We start from the raw sequence: 17198 nt of genomic DNA, 5'->3' as shown, positions 1-17198 counted from the left end.
CACTTTTTTTTTGCTACAAGCTTCTCTTAACTTTTTAAAGATTCCCAATGATACGAAGAGAATTTCTCCATAGCTACTAGTAACAGATGAATGCGTAAGTTTTTTAATTCTTCGCTGCCACTAGTCACATGAACTTCATTTAAGAACAGATTAATGTTGTCTGCAAGTTCTCCAAGACAGAGGAAATACTCTTTTTTATTCTTAATATTTGCCGATGCATCAAACTGATCGAGAGCAGCTTTTAGACGACCTTCCTGTAGACCAAGTTCCATGGACGTGTGTTTATTCGTAGGGAGTTTCAAAGAAGCTAAAATCTTTTTTAAGCGATTATGCGTCGTTGTAATTTTTTCTAAAGTAGCCCCTTGATTCGCTTTCATTTCTTGAATGGCTGTCGCAGATTTTATAATTTCTACAGGGTTTTTCTCGGAGGTATCAGAAAGTACAGTCGCAATTTCATCTTTGCTGAATCCTAGAGAGGCCAAAAAGGTTTTTAGTCTTCCCCATATAAATGCTAGGAGATCTTTGATAACCGCAGGTTTATCCCAGGAAGTCCCTTCAACGGTAGAAGGAAAGTTATCCGCTAAATGATAAAGTAGATTTTCAAGATCCAGAGAAACTTCGGAAGCATGTAACAGTGTAAGAATCTCTAAAGACTGACGACGTAAGGCATAAGGATCATGAGATGAAGTCGGTCGGAGATTTAATATAAAACAAGAAAGTAAATTATCAAAACGATCTAGCAGACTTAATAGAGTTCCTGTCGTGGAGATCGTCTGACCATAAGTAATATGACGTAAATGTTCTCCTATAGCTACCGCAGATGCATGAGATAATCCCGCATGTTTCAGGTAATATTCTCCCATGATACCTTGAAGTTCTGCAAATTCATTAACCACAGCAGAAACTAAGTCAGCTTTACAGAACTCTATTGCTGTGTTTATGTCTTCTTCAGAAGATAAAGGCATGAGTGGGTAAACTATGTTTTTATGAGCTTTTAACCTTTGTACTTTGTCATAAAGTGAGCCAAGAGCTTCAAAATAGGTTACGGATTTTAGTTTATCCACAAAAGTTGTTAACGGAGTTTTTAGATCTTGTGCAAAGAGGAATGCTCCATCGGTGAGACGAGGAGTTAAGGCTTTTTCATTCCCTTGAATAATAATGTCATTGGGACAGTTGTCACAAACTAAAATAAACTGATTGGTAATTTGTTGAACTGTATTTTGGGTAGGGAAGTATTTTTGGTGATTTACCATTTCAGCAATGAGAAGCTCTTTAGGTAGTGAACAAAACTCAGGATCGAATTGTCCGCAAGTAACAAAAGGATGCTCTGTAAGGAAAACAGTTTCCTCAAGTAAACGAGGATTAGTTATCGGCGAAACACTATCCGAGCTGTGTAACTTTAACCCTTGTTCAATAATTTCTCTTCGTTCTTTATGAGACACAATCACACATGCATCACGTAGTGTATCTATATAACGTTCACAAGAAGGAATGCGTACTTCTCTAGGATCCAACTGGCGATGTCCCCAGGAAATATTCGAAGCAGAGACTTTGCCAAAGGAAAAAGGAAGCACAGAGGTCCCATATAGAGAAACTAACCAACGAATAGGGCGAGCATATTCTACACCACTATCATCATAGGTCATTTTCTTAGGGAATTTCATAGACTGAATTAATTTAGGCAATTCATTGGATAGAATCACAGCGGTGTCTTTACGCACTTCAGGATGGAGAAGGAAGAGATATTGTACACCATTGATTTCACGAATATCGAACAAAGAGTGTTGTGAAAGCTCACTATAATGACGGATATCCACATGATGAGTAGCAAAGAATTGCTCACCCTGCGTAGTTACATCTCCGGAATCACTAAATAAAGAGGATAGGATGGGGCCCTTCTTCTCAACAGCTTTTTGTATGGCTGTCGGCTCTAAGTTGTAAATTAATAAAGCCAGTCTTCTTGGAGATCCTAAGACTTCTAAACTGTCATAACCAATATTGTAGTCAGATAAAAGCTTCTTCGCCAAAGATTCTAACTGCTGAATCCCGATGGGGACGAAAGTTGCAGGCAGTTCCTCAGCACCAATCTCTAATAGGAAATTTTCCGCAGTTTCCATTTTAGGACATGGAAGAGCTTGTGTATCTACATGCTTATCAGCCTTCCTATTGCGAAGTAATGGGTAATTTAAAGAGGCGCGCCAATCTACATAACCATCTGCAACAGCACGGGCTAATTGACGAATTCTAGTAATGTAGCGGGTACGCTCCGTAACAGAAATCACGCCTCGAGCATCAAGAATATTAAAGGCGTGAGATGCCTTAATAACAAAGTCGTAAGCAGGAACGGGTAACCCTTGATCTAGGGCAGCTAAAGCCTCTTGAGCAAAGTCTTCAAAGTGTTTTAACCACGTCTGGGTATTGGCAGCATCGAAATTATATTCACTCCAAGCTTTTTCAGAAGCTCGAGTCACGTCTCCATAGGTGAGCTCATCACTCCAGAGAACATCGAAAATGGAGTTTTTCTTTTGTAGGTACATAGCAATGCGTTCAATGCCATAAGTAATCTCTCCACTGATTGTATCGAGAGGCTTGCTTCCTATAGCTTGGAAATAGGTCAACTGGGTAATTTCCATGCCATTTAGCCATACTTCCCAACCTAAACCCCAAGCACCGATCGTAGGATTTTCCCAGTCATCATGGACAAAACGAATATCATGCTCACGAAGATCCAAACCTATAATTTGTAGTGAATCTTTATATAAAGAGAGAAAATTTGTGGGGACGGGTTTAAGAAGTACCTGAAGTTGGTGGTAGTTTTGCAGGCGGTTGGGATGCGTGCCGTAACGACCGTCTTGAGGGCGTCTAGAAGGCTCTACATAGGCAGTTTGATAAGGCTCTGGACCTAGAGCACGCAAAAATGTTGCAGGGTTAAATGTTCCTGCACCTACCTCTAGATCATACCCCTGATGAATCACACACCCCTGTTCACTCCAGAATTGTAAAATTTTAGCAATCATTGCTTGTAAAGTAAGAGGTTGTGACATAGTAAAACTCCAATCAAAAAAAAACGTAGAAAAATCCGTGATGTACACGATAGATAGTGTTAGAAATGAGGATTTTTCTTAAGAATAAGGGCAAAGATATCACTACAAATAAAAACAAACAATACTAAGAAAAGAACTAGAGGCTGTCCTGTAGCAGAAAATACTATCTTCAAAAAATAGTTTTTTAACATTATAACACTCGATACTTGCGCTCTAATTCTTATCTATTTAATTTGTCTCTTAGGCATTCATTATAGTGCTGAGGTTCTCGTTTAAGCAATTTTTTGATAGAGGTATGGGGTGGGACTACCTAATTATCTAACTTTTTCCCGGCTATTTATAACGCCAATTTTCATGCTGCTCTATCTCAAAGGAAAGTGGCTGGGGATCACCCCCGTGGTTCTTCCCTATGTTTTACTGGCTCTTTTGGGCCTCTCAGAGCTTACGGATGCTATCGATGGCTATGTAGCTAGGAAGTTTTCTCAGGTGACTGATTTAGGGAAACTTCTTGATCCTATGGCCGATAGTATTTATCGAATTTCTCTATATCTCACATTCACTCAACCTCCGGTAAATTTCCCCTTAATTCTTGTGTTCATTTTTCTCGCTAGAGATTCTGTTATTAGTACATTACGTACTGTATGCGCTTTCCGAGGGGTTGTACTAGCTGCTAGAGCGAGTGGAAAATTAAAGGCTATTTTACAAGGTATCAGCTTTTTGTTGATTTTGCTCGCTATGATCCCTCATTCACTGGGAATGATTTCTGAGAGAGAGCTAGAGCTTTTTGCTTCGGTAGTTGGGTCTATAGTGGCTATCTATTCCGTATGTTCAGGAGCTGAGTATTTTTGGGTGAATAAGAATCACGTGCTACAAAGGGCGAAGTCTAAGGGAAACGATCAGAATAAGGAATTATAGACCTCTAAGTAATGGGTAGCCATGGTGGTGAGTCCTGATGGTCGTAACATGCCCTCTTCAACAAGTTGAAACCATACGTCAGGCTCATGCCTATAGGTAGAAACTGCTTGGGATAACATATGAAAGAAGTCATTGAAGTTATCCGTATGGGAAAAAGTAAAACCATTGACCCCCATAGTAACGGTATCAGCAAGACCCCCAGTAGATCTAACTAGAGGCACGGTTCCATAGCGCATTCCAATAAGTTGTGTAAGTCCACAAGGTTCAAAATGTGAAGGAATGCAGATCATATCCGCAGCACCATAAATTAAGCGTACTAGGGAATCATTATAATCCAAAATAATCCGAATATTCGGCGAAGCCGTTAAAGATTCTTGTAAATTGGTAAATTGTCTTTGAATTTCTTGATCGTAGCATGTGCCTGCAATGACTAGAGCATAGCTATTTTCCATAGCATGAAGAATAGCAGCTTTCATAAATTCAGGACCTTTTTGCTCAACAATCCGTGAGATTACACACATTAAAGGAGAGTATTCATGAGATAGCCCTAATTTCTCATACAAGGAGATTTTGTTTTCTTCTTTCTTTGTAAATAGGACATCAGGAGACTCAAGCAAATTGTTACCATAATGCTCCGCTAAAGCAGGATCTGTTTCTGGATTCCAAATATTTTCATCTATACCATTCAAAATACCACAAAAAACATGACGTCTAGACATGATGGCATCGTGTATTTCGTAATCCGAATAATCATTGAGTATATCCTGAGCATATGAAGGAGATACGGTAGTAATGTAATCAGAACAATATAAGGCTCCTTTGAGGAGGACGCTCGTGTTCGGATCTCTAAATAATTGGTAATTGCTTAATCCGAAATCACTGATTTCAGAGGCTCCAAGCAATTGTGTACTGCAATAGCCTCGATAACTAAAGTTGTGAATTGTGAAAATTCTTTTTGGATAGCTAGGAAGATTAGGTTCTTTTAACAGCCCCGCTAAAAGTCCTACATGCCAGTCATGCATATGCACAACATCTACTTTATCTAATTTTTGAATATATGCAGCAGCAGCAGCAGAAAAAGCACTGAAACGTAGCGTGTCATCTTCGGTGTAGATCGTCGACGTGGAAAAAAGCTCCGATTGTGAGTCCAATGTAATCACAGTAAGAGTCATCCCTTCATATTCATAGGAGGTGGCGGTCGCATTTTGTCTTCCTAAAAAGTTATAAGAGAAAAATTGCTCATTAAGCGCTTTAGAAGAAAACGCAGGGAAGAGAAAAGGATAGAAGGGGAGGAGGATTTCAACGTCATGGTCGATAGATAATGCTTTCGATAAACCATAAACAACATCACCTAGTCCACCAGCTTTAATAAAAGGAGCACATTCTACAGAAGCTTGTATGATTTTCATGGCTTTCTCTTTTTACAGCTTATCTACGCGTCATAGCAAGCTAAGAACAAAAATCACAAGACGAAAAGGCCTATTTTTTGCCATAACCACTTGATGTTGTGGCAAAATTCTTAGCCATTTTGCAATTTTCTTATTTTCAAAAACTGAAGATTAGATAAACTATAACCTTATGCTGGGGTGTAGCCAAGCGGTAAGGCAGCGGTTTTTGGTACCGTGCATCGGAGGTTCGAATCCTTTCACCCCAAGGTTTCTGTTATTTCTTTTTTTTATTCCCCTCAGCATGGTTTGTCGTTCTGTTAAGGAAAACTTCATTTTAGGGAAAAGATTGACTTTTTCCGAGATAGAGCTATAATTTTGCCTCGAAAACTGTTCAGATATATGTTCTAGACATGACAGTCAATGGTCCCTGGGAAAGCGTGTTTTAACTCTGGGAAGAGGTGTTTTTGCAGAGGATTCTTTTAGCTCAAGATTATGGAGAATAGCACATTATGGAGCTCGTAGTTACAAGTCGCGAGACTGATAAAAAATCTTTGCTTAAAAAAATTCGTCAAACAGGAGGTATTCCTGCTGTTATTTACTCTGGCGGAAAGAGCCTAGCAAATATTGTTGTTGATGCTCACGTGTTTAGCAAATTTTTATCTAGCCTAGAAAGCGGTGCGCTATCTTCTACAATTTTTTCTTTATCTTACGAAGGTCGTACGATTAAGGCCTTAGTTAAAGATATTCAATATCAAGTGACCTCATATAAAGTGATCCACTTAGATTTTGAAGAACTTATAGAAGATCGTGATGTAAAATTAAATATTCCAATTCGCTGTATTAATGCCGTGGATTGTGTTGGCGTAAAACTAGGCGGATCTTTAAGACAAGTTATCCGTGCTTTACGTGTCGTATGTAAACCTAAAGATATTGTTCCCTACTTAGAATTGGATGTCCGCTCTCTAGGATTGTCTCAGACAAGAAAGCTTTCGGATATTCAACTCCCTGCAGGGCTTCGACCTATCACCCCTCTGAAGGAAGTTGTTGTAACAGTATCTAGAAGATAATTTATTTATGACTAGTCTGGTTGTTGCCATAGGGAATCCGGGGCGCCAATATATATGGACGCGACACAACATAGGATTCCTATGTGTGGATAGGCTAGTTCAGCAGTTCCCCGGAGTGCATTTTAAAGAAGCTCCGAAATTATTTTCTGATATTGCCAAGGTAGAGTCGTCCCAAGGGTCTATGGTTTTTATAAAGCCTAGGACTTATGTTAATTTAAGTGGTAAGGCTGTTTTAGCAGTTAAGGGATATTATAATATTGCAACAGACCGTATTCTAGTTATCGCTGATGATGTGAACCAACCATTTGGTAATATTCGTCTTCGCCAAAGTGCTGGAGGAGGCGGTCATAAAGGGATAAAAAGTATCACACAAAGCCTAGGTTCGAATGACTATTGGCAGTTGCGTTTGGGTATAGGTCGACCTCAAAGAGAAAATGTAGAGTTGTCGGACTTTGTTCTCGGGCAGTTTACTGAAGAAGAACAGATTGGAATACAATCCTTATTTATCGAGGCCAGTGCGTTATTTTCTCAATGGTGTTCTGGGGCTCAAACAGCCTAGGAGATCCCTTAAGTAATTTTTGTAGACTGGGATATCTTAGGGAAATAAACTACTCTAGCTATGTTTAGGAGTTTTTAATGAAAGAAAAAACAACCCAACTATACGAAGGGGCGTATGTATTTAGTGTTACTCTCAGTGAAGAAGCTAGACGCAAGGCTTTGGAGAAGGTAACTTCAGGCATCACAAATTATGGTGGCGAAATTCTAAAAATTCATGATCAAGGACGCAAAAAATTAGCGTATACTATTCGTGGAGCTAGAGAAGGTTACTACTATCTTATTTACTTTACAGTAGTTCCTGGAGTGATAGCCGAGTTATGGAAAGAGTATCATCTTAATGAAGATCTTCTCAGATTCTTAACCCTTAAAACTGATGCAGTCAAAGAAGTTTTAGAATTCGCATCATTACCAGAATAATTGTTTAAGGAGAAAATATGAATAAGCCTGTTCATAATAATGAACACAGAAGGAAGCGTTTTAATAAGAAATGCCCTTTTGTTTCCGCAGGTTGGAAAACAATCGATTACAAAGATACGGAAACTTTAAAAAAATTTATTACGGAAAGAGGTAAGATCTTACCTAGAAGAATTACAGGTGTCTCTTCCCGCTTCCAAGGTATTCTTACCCTAGCTATTAAGAGAGCGCGTCATATAGGGTTTCTACCTTTTGTAGGAGAAGATTAATTTAGAGGAAAAGAGACAAAATGAAACAACAACTACTTTTACTAGAGGATGTTGAGGGTTTAGGCCGTAGTGGCGATATTGTAACTGCACGTCCTGGATATGTTCGTAACTATCTTCTGCCTCAACAGAAAGCTGTGATAGCAGGAGCTGGAACCTTAAGGTTGCAGGCTAAATTGAAAGAAGAACGGTTACTCCGTGCAGCAGCAGATAAGGCAGAATCTGAAAAATTAGCAGAAATTCTTAAAGATATCGTTCTTGAGTTTCAGGTCCGTGTAGACCCGGATAATAATATGTATGGTTCCGTCACAGTAAGTGATATTATTGCCGAGGCAGCTAAGAAAAATATTGTTCTTACACGTAAGAATTTCCCTCACGCTCATTATGCGATTAAAAATCTTGGAAAGAAAAGTGTACCTTTAAAACTAAAGGAAGACGTAACTGCAACTTTAATGGTTGAAGTATCTTCTGAAAGTTCGTACGTTGCCGTTCTTAATACGCAACCGTCTCAAGAACAGACAGCTGCTGAAGAATTAAATTAGGCAAGGTGGGGAGTCTGCTCCTCGCCTATACAAAATTGGTTTTATGGATCTTTTTTCTCCAGCAAAACTCAATCTCTTTTTAAAGCTTCACGGCAAAACAGCTCATGGCTTCCACGAGATGACAACCCTATACCAAGTCATCAATTTTGGAGATAGCCTGAGCTTAGAGAGTAGTAGTGAAGATTCTCTTATTTGTAATCTACCAGAATTAAATACTCCTCAAAATCTCATATGGAAAAGTGTTCAGGTTTTCAGAGACTACACCAAAATCTACAGTCCTGTTGCTTGGCGGTTGTATAAGCGTATTCCTATAGGATCTGGTATGGGAGGCGGCAGTAGCAATGCTGCTACAGCACTCTATGCTTTAAATCAACATTTCCAAACGCAACTATCCAATGATGTTCTGCAAGAGCTAGGGAAAAAGATTGGCATGGATGTCCCTCTGTTCTTCTCATTGGGATCTGCTCTAGGCATAGGATGTGGCGAGCAAATCCTTCCTTACGAAAACGATCGTGGCGATGAAAGGTATGTCCTCTATTTCTCAGACCAAGCTGTCTTGACTAAAGACGCTTTTTCTTATGTACGCCCCGAAGATTTTTCTAAAAGGGAAGAATGCTTATCTTTATACGAGAGAAACAATGATTTAGAAAAGTCCGTGTTTCGTTTTCGTAGGGATCTTGAAGAGAAAAAAGACATGCTAAAAAGGATATGGAGTCCTTTTGATGCTCACGTTAGTATGTCTGGGGCCGGGGCAACGCTATTTGTAAGTTATCCCAAGGAAATCGAAACAGACCCCTCCATAGTTAAAGCTATCCATGCAACTATCCACAATAGCCAGGGTATGCTCGTAAATAGCTTACGCAAATACACTGGATGGTTTGAGCATTGCGATAGTCTATTTACAACAACAAGACAATAAGGTTCCTTCAGCAACAGAAACTATCTTACTTGCCTCAACAGAAAGAGTACTCTCAGCTTGGCAAACTTCGTAAATCTGATCAGCATTTTCTTGTTCATGTGAAGATCCAAGAACACATGAATAAGCTGTGGTAATCCTTTGAAGTGCTTGTTTAAGCTCTTCAGTATTGTTGTCAGTAGTCAATAGTGTAATTGTATGCGTCATAATCAGACCCTCATCTCTTTCTCTTACTTATAGAAATAAAAAATTTTTTACAATTTCTTTCCCACATTCTATTTTCAAAAGGAAGTGATTTTCTAATTGCTGACTCTCTGAGTTAGGAAAATGCTTTTGAGTCTTTATTTTTACTCAAGATATCTCTATTGATAATTATAAGAATTGTCGTCTCCTAGGTTGTTTATGATTTTACCTCAATACTCTTCGTCATTGAAGACCGGAGCGGCTCTGCTTTTTTTCTGTTCTATACTGCATACATTTCTTACGCCTTGGTTGTTCAGACAATGTCAACGGTATCAGCATAAAAAAATGGTATTCCCAGAAAGGTGGAAGAAATATCTTTGGTTGAGTGAATTTTATCGATTAGTAAGTAGGGTAGAGCTAGTTTTCGTTCTTTGGGCAGCTCCGCTATTTTTATGGTTCCTCTATTCTGAAGGATATAGAGTGACTATGAGTTATTTCAATAGTAGGAACTACGTATTTTCCCTGTTTATTGTCATTATGCTCATTCTTCTTGAATCTCGACCTATCGTATACTTCTCAGAACGTGTTTTCTCCAATATTGCAAAAATAGGTAAGCAGTCCCCACGGTGCTGGTGGTGGACGCTGATGATCGCTTCGCCATTGTCTTCCATCCTTCTGAAAGAGACAGGCGCTATGATTATTGCTGCGACTTTGCTAGTTAGGAATTTCTACAAGTTTTCTCCAACCCCACGTTTTGCTTATGCAACCATGGGATTGTTATTTGCTAACATCTCTATCGGAGGATTAACTTCCGCATTATCTTCTAGAGCTTTGTTTATTATTTTACCCTCAGTGAAATGGGGAAATAGCTTTATTCTACAATATTTCTGTTGGAAAGCAATAATCGCTATCCTGTTGTCGACAACTATCTATTATCTCATTTTCAGAAAGGAATTTAATAACTTCCCTAAGGTAGTGAGAAATCCCTCTAGGATGAATGAACGTGTGCCAAAATGGATTATTTGTGTGCATATCATCCTTGTGGGCTCTGTTATTCTTGCAAGATCAGTTCCACTGTTAATGGCAGCTATCCTCATCTTTTATTTGGGATTTCAGAAATTTACAATTTTCTATCAACACGCAATCAACCTTTCTAAGGTGTGCTTTGTAGGATTATTTTATGCAGGTCTAGTGATTTTTGGAGAACTCCAAGAGTGGTGGGTGTTAGAGCTCATGCATAGAATGTCAGATTTTGGTTATATGATCACTGCGTATACCTTATCCATATTCTTGGATAATGCCTTAGTGAATTACCTGGTGCATAATCTCCCGGTGGCTACAGATTGTTTTCTTTACCTCGTTATCGCTGGGTGCATGTCTGCAGGAGGATTGACGATTGTTTCTAATATGCCCAACATCGTGGGCTATCTTATTCTGCGACCCTCATTTTCATCGTCATCATTATCTTTAGGATGGCTATTCTTATTTGCCCTAGGACCATCTATTATTTCTTTAATGACCTTTTGGTTTTTAAGAGATATTCCCGAATTTGTTTATTGTTTCTTTAGATGAAAACCTAACCCTCTTTTCCATGAATGTATACAGGAATTTCTGATCCTAATTTCTGATTGAGAAATTCCTGGCAGTAAACTTTAAAATCCGTGTAGTTCATATTTTTAGCAGCGGCAATTTTTTCGTTAGGTAGTGAAAATTGTACAGACGCTTTTTCAAAGGCTAGCGAAAATAATGCCGACCCCATAGATTCTAAGGAATGGGTAGGATGAGTAATATTTTTTATATAGGCGTCTTTTAAGTCAGAAAAATATGCCTCTGACATACCAAAATCCTCTACCGAAGCAGCAACACTTTGGATGAAAGCCTGTGTTTTCATTGCCAATTCTTGAGGAGTATATGCATTAGAACGGATGTACAGTATCCCTGAAGGACATAGTAGAGGTTCGTGGTAACATGCTCCTATAACGTAGCCTAATTGTTGTTCTGTACGCAAATGAGAGAAGGCGATGTGATGTAGCCATTTAAACATCATTTCTGTGGCAACGACATGGTCTATGGAAGAAGAACGTCTATCTTGAAGGACTAACAACATAGCGTTCCCTGATAAGGGATAATCTATGTTTATATTGGCGATGTCTTTCTCCTGCCTTTGATAGTAAAAACCGTCGACATCATATTGTGGATAGCAAGAAGAAAAATCCTTAACTATAGATAGTAGTTCGTCTTCTTGTTTTTTTGATGGCGGTCCAAGAACTAAAGCATCAACATGTAGTTGGTCAAATAGACTGTTTACAAAACTTTCTACCTCTTCAAAATCCATGGTTTTTAGAGAGGCAAGCTTTTCTTGATAAGAGTACACGTCGTGTAGTGTATACGACCACAGTTGATCGATCCCTGCACGTATAGGACATTCTGAAATCTTTCTCTGATATATTTCTAGAAGCTGTTGCTTCTGTATGTCGAACTTGTCTTTATCTATAGCAGGTTTCAAAGAAGATAAAATAGACTTCAGTAAGATAGGGGCCGTAGTAGTATATCCAGTAATTTCTAAATTCAACCCATCTCCACGCAAAGAAGTAGAGAAAGAAAGACCCGCTTGAGCTGCTAGGTAGTATTGTTTAACAAGATTTTCGTTAATAGCAAGAGCACATAAATCCGTAGCTATTAAGGAGCGGATATTCTTTCTAGAAATCTTGGGAGAGCGTATGCGTAAATTGATGGTGAGCTTAGGTGTGGTATAAAAGTTGTCCTCGCAATAGTAAAAGGTAAGACCCTTATCTTGATAAGCTAATCTAGGTAAGAAAGGAAATCCTTCTGTGTCTGTTTTAGACACGTTTGCAACCTCAATATTTTTCGGAATATAAATATTCGGTTGCGGCAAAGCCATACATCCTTTTGAGTCCGCTTCTTGGTAGGCTTGTAGATCCGATAAGGACTTTTCATAATAGACCATATCAAAAATCGTATCATGGTGTTGTAGGGCTTCTTGCCAATTTTTAGGGTTTTTTGTTGATAGCACATAACGCGCTTGGCTGGGATCTGAAAGCGTTTTTAAAATGCTTTGCTCTTCCTCAGAGGAATATTTGGGATAAACAAGAGAGCGATAGGGATATGTGGTTAAATCTTCGTCAATAAGATCTGCAATTTGTTCCTGCAGAGTTTTGAAAAGATTCGTGTTTGAGCCGTAGCAATACTCTAGAGTATTAATAGTAGTAATGTCTTTTAGACAGTGTTCAGGAATGCCCTGTTTTTGGATTTGATGTAAGTAGGCAAAAGTGTGGAGTAGTACTCTAGAGTATTCTCGTTCACCTTTTTCAGTGAGCTGATAGTATATTGTGAAACTCACTGTGTTGTCTGAGGTTTTATAAAATCCAGAATCTAACTCTGTAATGAGGTTTTCCTCTTTTAATAGATAGACAAGACTATCTGTTGCTTCATGATTTAAGATATAGGAAAGGGCAGCATAACAGCCTATGGGCGCTTGAGAGGTAGTATATAGATGCCAGTAGACCCTCATACTTGCTTTAGGCTCCACAGCAGTATTGATATACAGTTTCCCTGATGAGAGGTGGTCATCACCAGAAGACAGAGTACGTTTCTGATAGTTTTTCTTAGAGGGAATTTTCGCAAAGATTTTGGGAAAGATTTTGATAGCCTTTTCTATAGTCTCCGCTGTGTGGATGACCGCTATCATATTTTCAGGGTGGTAATGCTGATGAAACCATTTGTGCATGTCCTGAGATTGAACTTGAGCTAATGTGCAAGCATTTCCACATCCAAATCTTTGCATAGGGTGTCCTTCAGGAGCAATAAGTTGTTGAATGCGGTGTACACGACGAAGATCCTGATTGAGATGCATGGAAAATTCCTGGTGTACAGCCTTTTTCTCTCTGTCGATGTCCTCTTGACGGAAAAGAGGATGGATAAATAAATGCACAAATTGATCAATAGCTTCAATAAATGCTGAGTTCTTTATAGAAAATAGAAAACTCGTTGTATAGGAACTAGTATAGGCGTTGTATACTCCGTTGTTGTTACTTAGGAAATGAGAAAACCCGTCGTTATCAGGATATTTTACATTTCCTAGAAAGACACAGTGTTCTGTTAAATGTGCTAGTCCAGGAAAATCTTGTGGATCTGAAGAATTTCCCGTTTTCACTGCTAAAGCAGCTCCTGAGTTAGAAATCCCTGGATGAGAAATGATGAGCAACTGAAGTCCGTTTGGACAGATGATTTTTGCTGTTTTTTGATTTGCTATGGAAGGGGTAAAAACTTTTAGTGGGCAATGATCGGGAAGTATCTTTGAAGGTTGTTTGCACGACGTCACTGATACTGATATAAGTAAGGTAACGAATAGTGCCTTCCACTTCATTTTATAACTCCTCGTACAGCTGTGTCAGAATAGAAAAAGCCTTTTTTGATCTCAATACTCGTTGGCTATGCTTATCACTTCCGTTAAGTTCGTCATCAGAGCATAAATTGTCTAATAAAATCTCTTCACCAAAGCTAAAACGAATCGGAGCAAAGAAAATTGCTCTGTATTCTCCAATAGTGTCTTCTATTGTTGGTGGAGGAGGAAGAATGTCATAGGTTTTTAATGCAAATGGATAGAAATGAGCAGGTCTCCCTGATGCCTTGGTGAGCAAGCGAAACATCTCTACACTTTCAGGTTGAAATTCTGCAGGATAAAGAAGATTGTCTTGCGTTTTCCTATCTCTACCTCCTGCAGGGGCTACATAAATAAACTTGCCTCCTTCATGGAGTAGAGTTTTCAACGTTTTCATGCTTTTCTGGTTATGATGAAGTTTCTCTTCTTTTTGTTCTGGAGGACTATTGATGTGGCGTTTGGAGTAAATGCATAATAAATCGCAGCCCATGCTAAAAGGACGTGCTAAAGGATCGGAAGTTACACGATCTCCTGCTACAAAAATCATATTCTCGAGAAGCTCAGGATGGGTCTTCCCTAAGCCATAATACATCAGTTGGGGGTCGCATTCTGTTTGGTGATTGGCAAGCAAAATTACGTTATCTTTACGATTGATGAATTCTTGAATGTGATCTAAATGATGAAGGTTGTGAATTTTAGAATGCTCATCATCTACAAGTACTGAAAAAAATTGTTTGCCGAAATCAAATAAGTCTACCGGTGAACGAATTTTCTTATGGTATGGAGGGAAAATAAAAGGATCTTTGAGATCTTCAATGACAATTTTTAGCCATTGTAAACACAATTCCTCTGCTTTTTCTAAGGAACATTTCCTTGTCGCTGCATCGATATAGTTTTGATGGTAAATCTGAAACTTCTGATACAAGGATTCAGGTAAGGATTGGTTGCCAAAGGCTTCTAATAAATAGGTAGAAAAATGCATAACCATGCCTATAACTCAATACTCTCTCCCGTAACTAATGAAAAGAATTGGTAGTGGTTGAGGTGAAGCGAGTCTGAGGTATTGATTTGTAATTTAGCTTTTAAATGTTTGGCCAATCGGATGAGTTCATCATCGTCTTGTTCTTGTTTCATAAAACTAGCAATTTCAGGATGAACCACTAAACACAAGTGTGTGTGCTCCTTATGATTGATGACTTTTTTGAGATCTCGCTCAATTTCAATCACCACGCTTTCTGGGGTCTTGATAATCGCATTACCACTACAGTAAGGACACGTAGTGAATAGTGTCTGCATTAAAGATTCGCGATTTCTCTGACGGGTCATCTCAACAAGACCGAATTCACTCATACTCAAAATAGTACAGCGAGCAGCATCGTATTTCATGTGTTCTTTTAAACGTTCTAAAACACGACGCTGGTTTTTACGCGACTTCATATCTATGAAATCAATAATTACCAAGCCTCCAACATTACGTAAGCGGAGTTGTCTAGCAATTTCCTCAGCAGCCTCTAGGTTGATTTGAACCAGGGTTTCTTCAACGCCACTTTCTAATTGTGTGCTTCTACCTGAATTTACATCAATTGTATGCATGGCTTCTGTTTTATCGAAAAATAGATAACCACCGCTTGAAAGCCAGATTTTTCTTTTTGTTGCTTTATCTATCTCCTTTTCAATGTTAAAACGTTCAAACATAGGGATAGAATCACGATAGTATTCAATCTTTACAGAAGAATTAGGGGAGTATTTTTTGAGCATACGCTTACATTTTTGATAGGTAGAGTAATCATCTATCAATAAGCGTTTATAATTCTTATCTATACAGGTGATAACAGCTTTTTTTAAGATGTCGGTCTCTTCATAAAGTAGACAGGGCTGATCGGTAGAATGGAATTTCTCTAGGATGCCTTTCCATGTTGCAAGTAAGTCGTGAGCCTCATTTATTAAAGCGTCTGTAGAAGCAAGTACACTAGCAGTTCGACAAATTAAACCCATATCCTGAGGCATTTCAAAGGAGCGGATTAGCTGTTTCAATTGATCCCTCATATGCGGATCTTCTATTTTTCTAGATACACCACGATGAGGAGAGTTAGGAAGTAAAACTAAATAACGCCCGGGAATAGAAATGTTGGAGGTGAGACGTGCCCCTTTAGTGCCTATAGGTTCTTTAACTACTTGAACGAGTACAGGGCTGTCTAATTTCAATAACTCTTCTATAGGAGCTTCCGGTTTTTCATTGTCTTCTTTGTTGAGAACATCGAAATCCATGTCAAACATTTGTTCGAACTTCTTAGAGTTTTCTAACACGTCTGAAATGTGAATGAAGCCGTTTTCTCTTTCATCAATATTGATGAATGCGGATTGGATGTTTCTCAAGATATTAGTTACGCGACCTCGATAGATGTTGCCCTTGAGTTGGCGAATTTTTTTTCTTTCAATGATGAGGTCAAAAAGCTGGCCGTTTTTGAGATGGGCGTAGCGAATTTCTTTGGACTCTATATTTAATAAGATGTCGTTTTCCATGGTCTTCCTTGATGCCTAGTCCGTATTTCCCTGCGTTTTTTAGGGATATAATTCAGGAATAGGTTTGTTTGTAGAGGCGTAGTCTTAAAACTTCCTAGATATTTGTCTACTTTCTGAAAGGGAAATTATAAAAAAATTAGGTAAAAAATTCTACAGAAATGGTTTATTGATTCTTTTAATTTAAAATGATAGTTTTATTTATTGTCTCAATAGATTTAAAGCATGTCTTTGTTTTCTATAATTACCTTGTTTGGTAAACTCCTGTCTTCAAACTCGCAGAAGCTCTAAACATAGCTTTGAGATTTTTTTCTTATGGGAAACATAGACGATCTAAAATTATACATTTGCCGACTAAAACTTCCCGGAGAAAGAGAAGTAATAAACTATTCTTTAAGTCCAGCAAGTATACGTGAGTCTGGTGAAGAAGAACTTTTTTCTAGCACCATTGATGTATCCGGAAGCTTAGAAAAGATAGATAACGAACAATGGATTTTATCTTTAAACATAGCTACGGACTTAGGGTTGCGTTGTTGTGTTTGTGACAAAAGTTTTTTATATTCTGTGAGTTTAATGGATGTGTCTCACCTGATTTGTCATGAAGACGCGAAATCGGGTGTATTTGATTGCAAAGATTTAATTCGGCAAGAACTCCTCTTAGAGAGCGACCATTTTCAAGAATGTAATAAAGAAGGCTGCCCTGAAAGAGGAAATATCGTACAATTTTTAGAAGATAGAAAGAAAATCAAAGGGGAATCCCCTTTCGATAATTTATAAAAGGTGAGAGATATGGCAGTACCACGCAATCGACATAGCAATGCACGAAAAAATATCCGAAGAAGTCATCATGCAAAACAAGCACGTCATGCGGCTGTCTGTAACAACTGCAAACAAGCTTTTCTTCCTCATACAGTCTGTACTTCTTGTGGTTTTTATAACGGGAAAGCCGTTATGACTGTAGAAAAGAAATAACAAAATATTTG

The 17198-nt window shown here is 38.5% G+C and carries 16 protein-coding genes and 1 tRNA gene; 11 read left to right on the top strand and 6 right to left on the bottom strand.

What is annotated here, in order from left to right:
• Positions 1-26 precede the first annotated feature (26 nt).
• Positions 27-3044, bottom strand: a complete 3018-nt coding sequence (locus G5O_RS09260) for a glycine--tRNA ligase (RefSeq protein WP_006343485.1) — start codon at positions 3042-3044, stop codon at positions 27-29.
• Positions 3045-3344: 300 nt separating this feature from the next.
• Between G5O_RS09260 and pgsA the strand changes: the two genes are divergently transcribed.
• Complete coding sequence (gene pgsA, locus G5O_RS09250) at positions 3345-3959, top strand: CDP-diacylglycerol--glycerol-3-phosphate 3-phosphatidyltransferase (RefSeq protein ID WP_013462729.1); 615 nt, start codon at positions 3345-3347, stop codon at positions 3957-3959.
• Here the strand turns inward: pgsA and glgA are convergent.
• Positions 3941-5368, bottom strand: coding sequence for a glycogen synthase GlgA (gene glgA, locus G5O_RS09245; RefSeq protein WP_006343482.1), 1428 nt, complete (start codon positions 5366-5368; stop codon positions 3941-3943). The two genes, pgsA and glgA, sit on opposite strands and share 19 nt — an antisense overlap.
• A 173-nt stretch (positions 5369-5541) precedes the next feature.
• Here glgA and G5O_RS09240 point away from each other — a divergent pair.
• The 7 genes from G5O_RS09240 to ispE all read left to right on the top strand — a co-directional run bounded on the left by G5O_RS09240 (position 5542) and on the right by ispE (position 9113).
• Positions 5542-5613 (top strand) — tRNA-Gln (locus tag G5O_RS09240).
• Positions 5614-5856: 243 nt separating this feature from the next.
• Positions 5857-6414 (top strand): 50S ribosomal protein L25/general stress protein Ctc, encoded by a 558-nt coding sequence (locus tag G5O_RS09235; RefSeq protein ID WP_006343481.1) that lies wholly within the window; start codon positions 5857-5859, stop codon positions 6412-6414.
• A gap of 7 nt (positions 6415-6421) precedes the next feature.
• A complete protein-coding gene (pth, locus tag G5O_RS09230) occupies positions 6422-6973 on the top strand; it encodes an aminoacyl-tRNA hydrolase (RefSeq protein ID WP_006343480.1) in 552 nt (183 codons plus the stop codon).
• Positions 6974-7050: 77 nt separating this feature from the next.
• Positions 7051-7389 (top strand): 30S ribosomal protein S6, encoded by a 339-nt coding sequence (gene rpsF / locus G5O_RS09225; RefSeq protein WP_006343479.1) that lies wholly within the window; start codon positions 7051-7053, stop codon positions 7387-7389.
• A gap of 17 nt (positions 7390-7406) precedes the next feature.
• Positions 7407-7655, top strand: coding sequence for a 30S ribosomal protein S18 (rpsR, locus tag G5O_RS09220; RefSeq protein ID WP_006343478.1), 249 nt, complete (start codon positions 7407-7409; stop codon positions 7653-7655).
• Between the two features lie 20 nt (positions 7656-7675).
• A complete protein-coding gene (rplI, locus tag G5O_RS09215) occupies positions 7676-8194 on the top strand; it encodes a 50S ribosomal protein L9 (protein ID WP_006343477.1) in 519 nt (172 codons plus the stop codon).
• Positions 8195-8237: 43 nt separating this feature from the next.
• Positions 8238-9113 (top strand): 4-(cytidine 5'-diphospho)-2-C-methyl-D-erythritol kinase, encoded by an 876-nt coding sequence (ispE, locus tag G5O_RS09210; RefSeq protein ID WP_006343476.1) that lies wholly within the window; start codon positions 8238-8240, stop codon positions 9111-9113.
• On the opposite strand, the gene rbp7 is transcribed toward ispE, so the two are convergent.
• Entirely contained in the window at positions 9090-9317 is a 228-nt protein-coding gene (rbp7, locus tag G5O_RS09205; protein WP_006343475.1) for a reticulate body protein Rbp-7, read from the bottom strand. The two genes, ispE and rbp7, sit on opposite strands and share 24 nt — an antisense overlap.
• A gap of 195 nt (positions 9318-9512) precedes the next feature.
• On the opposite strand from rbp7, the gene G5O_RS09200 reads away from it, so the two are divergent.
• Positions 9513-10865, top strand: a complete 1353-nt coding sequence (locus tag G5O_RS09200; RefSeq protein WP_013747393.1) for a putative Na+/H+ antiporter — start codon at positions 9513-9515, stop codon at positions 10863-10865.
• A gap of 4 nt (positions 10866-10869) precedes the next feature.
• On the opposite strand, the gene G5O_RS09195 is transcribed toward G5O_RS09200, so the two are convergent.
• Genes G5O_RS09195 through G5O_RS09185 form a run of 3 tightly spaced genes read right to left on the bottom strand, consistent with a single transcriptional unit; the run spans position 10870 to position 16218 of the window.
• On the bottom strand, positions 10870-13680 hold the full coding sequence (locus G5O_RS09195) for an insulinase family protein (protein ID WP_006343473.1): 2811 nt from the start codon (positions 13678-13680) through the stop codon (positions 10870-10872).
• Between the two features lies 1 nt (position 13681).
• A complete protein-coding gene (locus G5O_RS09190; protein WP_006343472.1) occupies positions 13682-14677 on the bottom strand; it encodes a 1-acyl-sn-glycerol-3-phosphate acyltransferase in 996 nt (331 codons plus the stop codon).
• Positions 14678-14685: 8 nt separating this feature from the next.
• Entirely contained in the window at positions 14686-16218 is a 1533-nt protein-coding gene (locus G5O_RS09185; RefSeq protein WP_006343471.1) for an Rne/Rng family ribonuclease, read from the bottom strand.
• A 312-nt stretch (positions 16219-16530) separates the two neighbouring features.
• Here G5O_RS09185 and G5O_RS09180 point away from each other — a divergent pair, with 312 nt between their 5' ends.
• A complete protein-coding gene (locus G5O_RS09180; protein WP_006343470.1) occupies positions 16531-16992 on the top strand; it encodes a DUF177 domain-containing protein in 462 nt (153 codons plus the stop codon).
• Between the two features lie 12 nt (positions 16993-17004).
• On the top strand, positions 17005-17187 hold the full coding sequence (rpmF, locus tag G5O_RS09175; RefSeq protein ID WP_006343469.1) for a 50S ribosomal protein L32: 183 nt from the start codon (positions 17005-17007) through the stop codon (positions 17185-17187).
• Positions 17188-17198: the final 11 nt, after the last annotated feature.

The sequence above is a fragment of the Chlamydia psittaci 6BC genome, assembly GCF_000204255.1.
GTDB lineage: Bacteria > Chlamydiota > Chlamydiia > Chlamydiales > Chlamydiaceae > Chlamydia > Chlamydia psittaci.
Note: the sequence above shows the minus strand (reverse complement) of the source record. Positions and strands in the feature narration are given on the sequence as shown.